Raw genomic sequence first — 10,316 nt, forward strand, 5'->3', positions numbered from 1 at the left:
TAAAGTCCATTACGGCCTCGCGATGAGAGCCGGTTCTGCCATCTGGAAGATGGTATTCAGCACCCGTGAAATCGGGATGATCGGAGATTCCGCCACGTAAACGATATCGTTGTTTTCCATGGGGAATGATTGCGAAGCGACGATACCGTCACCATCAGCCCACTCGAAGGTATAGAGCTTCGGCTTTTCGGCAGGTTTCTGCCGGAAGATGAAAATTTTCGTGCTGTTAGCCGTGTTGGGGTTGAGGCCTTGTGCGGCTGCGATTGCAGATGCCAGGGTTGGAGCCTTACCGAAATTAACAAGGCCATTCCGGACGATGCCACCTCCGAGCATGGTCACTTGCACGGCAGGACGCTTTTTGAGAACCACTTTGTCTCGCTGGTGCAGGGGGATATCCTGATCCAGAGCCACCGCGATTGGAAGTTCTGTCTCAGTCCCGTTCCGAACGACGGCTACAGTAACAGCATTCACGTTGGAGGTGTTGGATGAAGAACCGCCCGACGTCTCGAATGAGGAATCTTCTTTCTCGTCAAGCGTATCGCTCCCATCGCCAAGTCCCATGGTGATGGCTTCGCTCAGCGAGATGCCTCCAGCATTCCACTGGACGATGCGGGGCTTTCCGGTTGCTCCGGTGACGATAATACCCTCATGCCCCTTCACTACGCGGACAGTGGCGTCAGGATTGTGGATCATGCCAAGAGATTTGTACCGCGCCATAATGGCTAGGCGGGCCTGCCCTTCTGTTTTCCCGGCCATGTTGATACGACCGGCGTAAGGAAGGGTGATGCCGCCTGTTGCATCAATCTGGAACTTGCCTAGGGGAGTGCCTTGGATGCCACTGGCGAGTGTAGGTGAGGTAGATGCCTGAGAGGGTTCAATACCCAGCCCGCCGCCGCCGCCGCCTTCTGAGAAGCTCCAGAGTGACACCTGCACATCGTCCCCAGCGTGTAGGCGATAGTCACGGAGGGGGTCAGAATACGAAAGATATTGGAGAGCGCTTTCAAGAGCTGCTGCTTCTTTGTTGCGCGCTTCCGTCAGCATCTGTGACGCAACGGCGGGGGTAACTTTGAGGATTTCCACAGATTGTGCGGACTCCACCTCGTTGGCCAAGGGGCCAGCATTAGGCATGGAGGTCCCGCAAGCGCTGAGAGAAAGCAGAGTGGAAAATGAGACGGCCACGAGTGTAGTACGTGCGCGCAGTAGCATCGAATTCTATCCTGTTCTTAAAATCTAAAAGGGAAAGCGGTTCAGGCCTAGCCGAGCACGATGAAAAAGATCATGGAGATGACGAACACGATCCCGATCCACTTAAGCCGATATGGTCCTGATGCGGCTTGCGGCTTGGACGGAGGAGAAATCACCTCAACGTAATAATGACTCTGGCTGGCTTTCAGGCGGCTTTCCTGCAGCGCTTCCTCAGCGGAGGACAACAGTTTTGCATCAGCCTTCCGCCGGATGTCTAAGCCTTCATAGATGGCCGCTTCCTGGATCATGTTGCGAGCATCGCCAGCGGCATTCTTCAGCCCATCGATCAAGGCATCAATTTGCGCTTGCACCGGCACAGCAGACGGACTGTTCGGCGTGTATTTTGTCAGTGCATTATACTGACCGCTCATTTCGATGCGCTTGACGTCAAGCTCTTCCTGTTTTTGTGAAAGGGAGGTGTAGTCAATTTTGGGATCGAGTATGCCGATACGCCCTCGCCATTGGGAAATCGCGAGATCGTCGGCTTCCAGGGCTTTAGTGAGACGACTTACTTCGCGTTCCCCGGCTTTGATGGCTTCCCCGTCTTCGCGAGCATTGAGCTGGTTCAGGCTTTCGGTGGCATCAGAGACGAGGGCATTCGCGATATCCGTTGCGGCATCGGGGGTCCACCCGGTTACGGTGAGTTTTGCATTCCCCGTATCTTCGTCGATCTTCAGGTCGAAAGATCGATTAAAATAGCCTCGGGTTGCCACATCACCAGACCCACGGTGCCAAAGCGAACTGAGACCGCCTGAGCGCGCAACGAAATCCCCACCCGCGTATATGTCAGCGATGTTGTATTGGGAGTTGATATGCTGGAAAGCCCCCCATGATTCAAGGCGATCCTTTAGCATCCATGTGTTTGCGGAGGCGTTGCTTTTACCCATCATGCTTGCGCCAGCGGAGGTGTCGCCCTTCTGCGCAGATGCTGGTGATGATACCCGAAGAATGGACTCCGATTCAAAAATGGGCGCAGCGATGAGACCGTAGTAGGTCACAGTAGCCAGATTTGGTACGGCTACCAGGATAAGGAACGTAGGAGATTTTAAAAAAAACAGACCGGCCGGAAGAGAGGGCTTTCTCTTTCCTGTGAGGCGACGAGTCTGAGCCCCAGAAGAGCTAACCGTTTTTTCGTTCCGCAAAGGTCGTGGGAGAAAATTATCCACGAAAGGAAGATTGGTATCTGACATGGAGGCGGCCTAAATGTTTAAGGGTGATAATAATGCGTGCCGATACAATAGCTTACGGGACCCCTTTCCTTGCCAATGTGGTTGCTGGCATAGGGGAGGAATGAATGTGAGGCAGCATACTGTAAGCCTTTGGCCTTGAGATAATACTCTGATAGGGGTCAATTCCTATCGTTCAAGGCCTGCCGTAGCATAAAGACAAGGTATAATCAAAGATTAATGGTTAGGAATAGTCCTTGGCGTCAGAACGCGGTGCGTTCATGGAAATAATCCTTGATGGACATAACGCCGTCTTCTCTAACCGTTATCTCCAGCCCTTCAATGGCGCTGGCCACGTAAGGCTCAACCAGTCTCTTCCCGGCAACCCTTTCGGCATGGAAATGGCTGACCGCTCCCGCGCATTCAATGTGATGTGCTTCCCGACCCACATTGTTCATGCAGTACCAAAAGGTGCGGTCTATTTTTTTTACCCACCGGAACCCGCCAGAAGAGTTTACCCCTGATGCGCCCCCCTCCCATTTGATCATCGGGCCGCCGGCACCATAAATGGTCATCATCGCGGGGTTGAGGTAAGCGTGTGAATTCCCTCGGCGATTAAGCCCGGCAACAATTTCTTTGTCACCCAGATATTTCTGGAGGTGTTTACGCGCCGATACTTCTGCTTCCTGGGGATTTTTTGATGTGCAGTGAATGATATCGAGAATACCCCGGAATTCGTTTGCCTTTTTCCCGGATTTATCCGTGTAGTTCAGCCAGGACAGGATTGCCACAGCTTGCATATAATAGGGTGCGTTCTCGATCCCAGACCATGGCTCACCGAGTTGAGATATGAAGACCTTTTCCGCCTGATCGACGTTCACCTCGCCTGCAGTAATCTCTATGCCGTTATCCCTCATCCACTCCTGCGGACTCTTGGATGGATTTTCGATCGGGCCGGCCAGCTCCGGCACAAACTCTGCGCTGTAGCGCGTGCCGTTCCACGCTTTGGCTTGATACTCAAAAAAACTTGGCCCAACACGGAGCCATTCTTTTTTCGTTTTCACCAGGAAAGTGATGCCTGAGTATTTCAGGAATATATTGAGAAGTTTCCTAATAAAATCAGACCGACAGTCTCCCGTGAGAAAATAGCGGAAGGGCTTAAATGTGACTCTAAGGCCAAAAATATATGGGACGGCAGAGAGTTCTTTCCCCGTGAGGCTGTAGACGGTTTTGTAGCTTTTTTTTGGCTTGTTTCTGGTGGTTAGCCAAAAGAGCAAGCCTAGAACTGCTGCGTATCCGAAGAACATATGGCGGAAGTTGGAGATATCTTCAGCCACCCATAAAGCAGACTTCCAAGGGACAATGCCAATCTGGAAGGGCTTGCCTACCATCAAGTCAACATAGCGCATCGCCTGCATGCCAGGGGCATCGTGAAGAAGATAAAGTTTGTCGAGCAGATGATACTGCCAGTCCGCATTTATAAAGATAATGTATTCGACAACAGGCCTTATCCAAGGCCATAGAAAAGTGATCGCGAGCCAGATTAAGACAACGACCAGAAGGACGAGTTCTTCGCTCCCCATAAGGGGGGCGGCTTTTTCTGGGCGTGGCGCCATTATCCATGCTGTCCCTGTTGAAGAGGTATGCCCGATCCCTGACTCTGCGCCGTAACCTTGTTGAAGAATAACTCAGCGTAGTGAGAGGCAAATTTATATTGGTAGGCTCTTTTCGGTTTTGGGGTGTGTGAATTGTAGAGGCCAACAGCTTCTTTTAAGTCACCATCGGCCTCGTCGACATAGCGCCTGAACACCCATGTTCCGATCATGATGTTGTAGCACCCCCAGTCTCTCACTGCGACCCAGGCATCCCGTTGATTGCCGTTGAAGTGAAGTTTTGCCACCTCTGGCATCCACCTACTATTTACCTGCATCGGACCCAGGTCATAGGTGCCATTATTGTTGCGATGCTCCAGGCCTAGCCGACCGCCTTCGGTGCGCAACAGTGTTAGAATTATCCTATATGGGACATTGAACGCATCAGCGGATTTGAGGATGCACTCTCTCGTAACAGGTCTTTCTTCAGCCCTGCCATTTTGCGGAACCAGTACAGTCAGTCCAGCAGCTATTGCGAAGCTACGAGACAAGAAATGTATTCGTCTACGCAGTCTAGTGCTCAAGAGGCTCGACATATTCGTCAATCACCGATCATGCATTATACCAAGCCAAAAGGGCCAATTCTGTATAAAAATGCCAACCGGTCATCTACGTTTCAAGGCAAAAACACCATATGCCCCTCCGTTGTCCTGGTCGGCGATCAGTCTGGCTGATTAGTTTGGGCTATGCCCCACTCCAACATCGAGGAGATTGTCACACCGTAGCTCTTCGAGAGGCCTTTGATTGTCTGATGGGATTTCTGGTCGACCCAGCCACCGAGAAAAAACTTGCCGCGATTACACGTGGCTGTGTCGAGGCGGAGGGAGGCCCGTGGACCTCCTTCTCTGTGATCTCTCGATATTGCTATGGATATTCGACGTGTGTCGCCAACGGCCTCAGCGAAGGCGTTTACCGCTTCCTGGATGCAGTGAAGTCTTGTGATCCCCTCTTCCCTGCAGCGCCGGTCGACTATCGCGAACAGAGTGTGAGGGATGAAGCAGACAACCTTTTTCTTGTCGCCTTGCGAGGCGACCAAGAAGGGGAGGGGAGATTTAGCTGACAATTTTCGTCTCGTCGTCTTCTATGGTTCTGGGGCGTATGTCTTTTCTGGATTATTCTCTGGCCCCTCCATCACAGGCTCCCCGATCCTATCGTCCAGCAGGGCGGGGGCAGACAATTCCAGCAAAAGTGTCATGGCATCGGCCGGCGGCATATGCGCGTGCAATTCTCTCAACAGAGCTTGCGCCTTCATTGCTGCAGGACGGTGTATCTTACTGTTCAACGAGATCCCCTCCCTAGTGGCAAGCTGCTCCGGAGGGCCAAAGACCCCAGACTGCATCTGCTCAACCAGGTCTCTCTTCTTTCTTGCTCCATTACGATCAAGGAACACCCCGTCCAGTGTTGCCCCGACCCATACGGGTCTTCCTGTCCGGGTGTCGATAATCGCACCTATTCCAGCACCGTTTTTCTCACCGCCGAGGTAATTGGCCAGTGCAATGGCAGTGGCATGTGGATCATCCATAAATGGACTCCTGATCTTCTCGCAGGCGTTTTTGAGTACCATTCCGCCAGCGGTAAGGTTCAGGAAGGGGGCCTCAGGGTTGCCAGTTAGTTCGAGAGCAGATGGGAAGTCGGCGACATTCTCCAATGGGGCCGATAGCTTTGTCTGGGCCTGATAATCGAACGTGCGTACAGGTTCTATCTGAGAAAGGTTCAGGGCAACAAGATGGATGGTTCCAGTGTCCTCCCTCTCGAATTTCAAAGCATCAATTCCGGCTTCATCCAGTAGTCTTTTTGCGCCCTTCGGAGACCTTCCTGCCACTTCCCAGTCCAGAAACTTGTGAGGAGGGATCAGTTTCTCTGAAGCTAGGTGCTGGAGCCAGAACAGAAGAGAATCTTTGAGAGACATAAAGTCATTGTCGGGGACCTCAGCGATTTTCCTGAAGTTGTGGCAGTACTTGACCAGGATTGTATTATCTCGACCTCCTGCGGGCATTTCTGCATCAAGTATGGAGAACTCCGAGACGGCTGTTTTTGCGCCGTCTGGCCGGAAATTCCATGCGTATTTCTTTCTCACGGGGAGTGCAGTAGTGCTAGGAGAGGATATGGTGAGAAGGCTCGCAAAGGCTTCGGATGGAGGTAGCACCCCGCCAAGCTCTTTAGCCAGATTTTGCGCCTCACCTTTCAGCGGCTCATGAACGTGGCTGTCTAAAGAGATGCCTTGCCTCGCGATCAGCGAATCTGGATTGCCGAACGCCCCCGCAGCCAACTGAGTTGCGATATCGCCGCGTTTGCGCGCGCCCATTCGGTCGAGGAAGATAATGTCCTCTCCGACTTTGAGCGTGGCGGCAATCCAGACAGGCCTTCCTGTCTGAGTGTCGAAGATCCCGCCTATTCCGGCCCCGGCCTTCTCCCCGCCAAGAAATTCTGCGAGCGCAAGCGCGACCACATGAGAACTGGATACCAGATCCTCATCCAATTTACTGCATGCAGCCTGGATGGCGGCTCCCCCAGAGCTAAGATTGAGCAGACTCCCGTCTGGATTTAGCGACTGGATCTCGGGGGTCTTATCCAGCCACTGAATTGAAGGGGGGGCTGCATTGTCTCGATGATAGCGGAAATGGCTGACCTTGCTGACCTTGCTCTCATTGATAACGACTAAGCATGGCTGACGCGCACCTGACACAGTGAAGCGGAGGGCATCGATATCAGCCTCTTTAAGCAGTTGAGCAGCCTCATTCAGATCCGAGTTTTTTCTCCATTCAGAAACATCGACTTTCCTTATAAAACGCATCTTTGAGAGGTGATCGAACCACAGAGATAAAGATTTCTGAATTGGCAGCCCTCGGGTAAAGGGCACATCTACGACGCGCGAAAAGCTGTGCGCGTAACGATGAAGGGAGCTGTCCTGATCGGAAGGGATGCGCGGCAGCGCGGTATCGAGGATGGTGAATAAACACGCGTCATGATCCGCATCCTGGGGGGTTAGCGCCCAGGCGGATTTTTTCGGTACTCTCCCGGTCTTATCTGTTTTCACTTCCATTCTTAAGTGCCGCCGCATGCAGTGTTTTGATGTAAATGTATAGATCAGAGACGCAAAGAACGAAGGATTTCCTTCGGAGAGGGTGAGAAAGCACTCAGCTATGGGGCATCGCCGAATAGAGGGCGAATTAATCCTTGAAAGGGGTTAAAGCAATCTGCTTGTCACGCGGCCCTTGACGTCCGGCATATCAAAGGAGAGACCGGAGCTAAATCTCCCTCGAATGTTTTCATTCATGGGGAGTAAAGGCCGGGTTCAGGACGTATGTGTCACTTGATTGAAAATGTTATGGAATTTGTCTCTGGAAGTGCACATGCAGACTCAGCGAATTGCAGGTTTGGAAAGCGAGGGGAGTTTCCATGAGACTGATTGGCGCTTCTCCCAGCCACCCGGCTCCCAAAATCGTACATAAGAAGTCGTGCGCAGGCCCTCCGGCTCAGGCCCTGGATTTTGACTTCTGTATGGTCGGGGGCGCCCGTTATCGTCACCCACTGATATCCGATAACTATGCCTCCAGTCTGTGGTGCAATGGAGGTTGGGATAGAGCCTTGTGCGAGGAGGTCGTTTGTTGAAAACGAATAGCCGTGCGTGTCAGAAATGTAGTCCTCAGTCGCGGTAATCACATCCTGAAGCCGAACGTACGTCGTCCTGATGCGCATATCCACAAAGCTTGCTTGCACCACAGAAACCGTGAGCGCCGTCAGCGCCGCCACAACAATCAGTCCTGCGGATATTTGTAGGGGGGTATAGCCACTCTCAGAGCGATCATGCCGGTGTCGGCGCAGCATTCCCTGAAGACACTTCATAATCGTTCCTGATTGCACAATCCATTTCCCCGGTCTCCCTGGCTGCAGGAGATGGGTCAGCTTCAACAATGCTACCAGAATGGCCTGCTCTTTCCATGGAAAAAACGGCATCCTCCAAAGATGGAAGATCGAGATTAATCGTCTCTGGATCCTGTGGGCGATACCGCTTTGTGATCCCATCGACTGTGCGCGTCATGCCGAACAGGCATCCATCTTTTTTATATTCAGCGACGATACAGGCGATCTTTCCGGTAGCCTGTTTTTCAACGAAACATATGTCGGTGAGGACTTTCCCAGTTTTGATGATGGCAGGGGTCTGACCATCCGCCTGAACCACAGAATGCGGGTCAACGACAACTGTGCAGCCGGCCTCATGCCCCTGGGCCATCCTGGAGAATGTGTAATCGAGCTTCTGGAGGTCAGTTCGATTGCATACGAGTATTTCGGATGATGGCCCGAATGTAGAGACCATGTCCTCGGCAATACCGATTTTGCGTCCTAATGTTTCGCGTCCAATATACAGAGCATGGAATGCTGACTTCAGTGAATTTTCAGACTCTTTTGAGCCTAGGCAGACGTAAGTCTCGTCAAGGATTCTTTGGAACTTGCGCAGGGCTTTTTCTGAGGATGTCGGCGTTATCCCCAGCCGTTCGGCTGCGGCTCGTGTTGCAGCGACTACTTTCCTTGCGGTCTTTCCCAGAATACCCCCAAATTTCCTTGCAGCCTTATTCCAGATGCTGTCAGAGGCTCGCAGAGCGGCAAGGGACCCCACCCCGGAAGCAGTAATCACTGCGGACGTGCCATAAAGGTGGCTCGTAAGCCCATTTAGGGACGGCATAGCGGCGGCGGCGGCGCAGACTGTGGTGCCCAGCCCGATCAATGCTGTTGATGCCGCTGTGGCAGCTAAGCGGCTTATCTTGCTTTCCAGGGTGATGGTTACAGGAAGGAAACCTGAACATTTATCGATGGATGCCCCAGGCATACGGGCATTATTCCATTCTATGGCCGCGCGTGCGCTGTTGCGGGAGAAACTGCACCCGCGCATAACAGGAGTGACGGCGAAAGACTGAGCGAAAGAAGCGCCGCGGAAGTCGCTATCGATAAGCTTGGTGTTGACGCCATGTAATTCCGATAGATCAGCCTCTTTGAACGACGACGAGGTGATGGTGGTTCCATCCACCGTCACCCCGGTCAAGGCGGCACCGTCAGCCTTCCAAGCGCGTAGGACGCTTCCGGACAAATCAGCATACTCGCCGCGCATTCCTATTGCGGAGACGTTGTTAGCCGTAACATTCGTGAGGGTTGCATGATTGAATTTGGCGTGGTCGATGCAAGCACCATCCAGCACTGCGGAGCCGAGTTTGGCGAAAGACAGGTCGGCGCGAGCGAGGTTGGCCCCTGACAGATCGCATGCTGTGAGATCCAGGTTTCTCAAGTCGGCGTAAGATAGATTCTTCGCATGGGCCGACACAAAGTCCCCAAAAGATTTGAACTCGGCTTTGGTATCTTCAATAGGGTCTTTGTCATGGCCTTCCAGGAAATTTATTCTGAAAGTTAGTCTGGAATCTGACATCGTACCTTACCTCCGATCTTTTACGGTGACATCTCCGGAGGGGCTGGCTCCTCGTATGCCACATGCATGTTGCGCGGGTTCTCAGGGAAAATGTCCTTCATCATCTCATGCGCAACTGTCACGTTGTTGTTGATCTTCTCGTATGCTTCGGCGACGGTAATGTCGTGGCCATCACGCGTGAAGATCTCGCGGTTAGCGGATAGCCCGCTCTTCAGGACATCGCTGCACATTTCTTTGCCGCCGCGCTCTTCAGCGCGAAGGAATTGGATGGCTGCAGTGGGGCCAAGAAGGTGGAAGGCATATAGCGCTGTTGGTGAAGATGTCCCAAATTTCTCTTCGAGAATTGATTGATTGTGCTTCATGGCATCGGCAGCCAGCGTAGCTGATACGGCCAGATTGTCTCTGAGGTTGTAGATGAAGCGGCCGGCCTGTTTCTGGTCAATGGACAGATGCCCACTATCATCCTTGGCAATGTGGTCTGCAGCCAGCGCCAGCCCTCGGCTATGCTGCCGTCCGTAATGACTGACGGTATCCAGCCAGGCTTGCTTTGTGAATTGGAACGCACCCTCGGCGCTTGACCTCGCAGTAGCCGTATGTTGGTTCAGGCTGCTTTCCAGGAACGCAAACGTCCCGAGGATGGAGCGGTCCATCCCGGTCACGGCATGAGCGTGTTCAATAGCCTGTATAAGCCTCGGGGAAACCTCACTGCGGTGGATGTGGCGGAGTGGGGCGGCCTTGTGCGCCGCGGCGGGCGGGGGGGGGCGGGCAGCTTTTTCTCGCGCATTTGTAGCAAGATCCCGCAGTGCCTTCTTCGATATCACTGTGGGCGGAGCC

8 protein-coding genes are annotated in these 10,316 nt (G+C 52.9%); all 8 read right to left on the reverse strand.

Features of this window, described 5'->3' with window-relative positions; genetic code table 11:
- Positions 1 to 9: 9 nt before the first annotated feature.
- The gene (locus tag AD930_RS02370; protein ID WP_061504975.1) at positions 10 to 1,206 is read right to left on the reverse strand and encodes a polysaccharide biosynthesis/export family protein; all 1,197 of its coding nucleotides are present in this window, start codon (positions 1,204 to 1,206) and stop codon (positions 10 to 12) included.
- A 47-nt stretch (positions 1,207 to 1,253) separates the two neighbouring features.
- Positions 1,254 to 2,435, reverse strand: a complete 1,182-nt coding sequence (locus AD930_RS02375; protein ID WP_156476814.1) for a hypothetical protein — start codon at positions 2,433 to 2,435, stop codon at positions 1,254 to 1,256.
- A gap of 239 nt (positions 2,436 to 2,674) precedes the next feature.
- Positions 2,675 to 4,027: a secretion/conjugation apparatus DotM-related subunit gene (locus AD930_RS02380; protein ID WP_061504977.1), complete on the reverse strand. Its 1,353-nt coding sequence runs from the start codon at positions 4,025 to 4,027 to the stop codon at positions 2,675 to 2,677.
- Positions 4,027 to 4,599 (reverse strand): lytic transglycosylase domain-containing protein, encoded by a 573-nt coding sequence (locus tag AD930_RS02385; RefSeq protein ID WP_061504978.1) that lies wholly within the window; start codon positions 4,597 to 4,599, stop codon positions 4,027 to 4,029. The genes AD930_RS02380 and AD930_RS02385 overlap by 1 nt, the downstream gene beginning before the upstream one ends.
- Positions 4,600 to 5,144: 545 nt before the next feature.
- Complete coding sequence (locus AD930_RS02395) at positions 5,145 to 7,106, reverse strand: hypothetical protein (protein ID WP_061504980.1); 1,962 nt, start codon at positions 7,104 to 7,106, stop codon at positions 5,145 to 5,147.
- 266 nt (positions 7,107 to 7,372) lie between these two features.
- The gene (locus tag AD930_RS02400) at positions 7,373 to 7,909 is read right to left on the reverse strand and encodes a hypothetical protein (RefSeq protein ID WP_156476816.1); all 537 of its coding nucleotides are present in this window, start codon (positions 7,907 to 7,909) and stop codon (positions 7,373 to 7,375) included.
- Complete coding sequence (locus tag AD930_RS02405; RefSeq protein WP_061504982.1) at positions 7,869 to 9,482, reverse strand: pentapeptide repeat-containing protein; 1,614 nt, start codon at positions 9,480 to 9,482, stop codon at positions 7,869 to 7,871. Before AD930_RS02405 ends, AD930_RS02400 begins: the two co-directional genes overlap by 41 nt.
- 20 nt (positions 9,483 to 9,502) lie before the next feature.
- Positions 9,503 to 10,316, reverse strand: an 814-nt coding sequence (locus AD930_RS02410) for a hypothetical protein (RefSeq protein ID WP_208598549.1), incomplete at its 5' end; no start/stop codon positions are given.

The sequence above is a fragment of the Acetobacter malorum genome (genome assembly GCF_001580615.1).
Lineage (GTDB): Bacteria > Pseudomonadota > Alphaproteobacteria > Acetobacterales > Acetobacteraceae > Acetobacter > Acetobacter malorum.